Annotated in this window: 1 protein-coding gene; it reads right to left on the bottom strand. The window is 44.7% G+C overall.

The genetic code is table 11. The features are described 5' to 3' along the window. A partial coding sequence (locus RMT89_RS45345) for a hypothetical protein (RefSeq protein ID WP_315889585.1) occupies positions 1-181 on the bottom strand: 181 nt, incomplete at its 3' end. Positions 182-237: the final 56 nt, after the last annotated feature.

Here is a 237-nt window from a genome sequence, read left to right as displayed (position 1 = left end):
CACGATGATAGAGGTCACGCAATATCAACCGCACCCCACCGATACTCAGCATGGCTAACATGGCGTAAATAAATGGCACCGAGCGCGGAATAGGCAGCAATAACATATAGTTAACCACTACCAACGCGGCCATAGAAGCAAACACCCCCATCAAAATAGTAATGGTGGCTTGCATACTCATATAACGAATAATGGCTCGATAAAAACCGAGCCGAATAAAAATAAGCAAACTGATGG

Source organism: Streptomyces sp. P17, from assembly GCF_032436805.1.
In the GTDB taxonomy this organism is placed as follows: Bacteria; Actinomycetota; Actinomycetes; order Streptomycetales; family Streptomycetaceae; genus Streptomyces.
The sequence above is the reverse complement of the archived record's forward strand: the minus strand, read 5'-3'. Positions and strand labels throughout refer to the sequence as shown.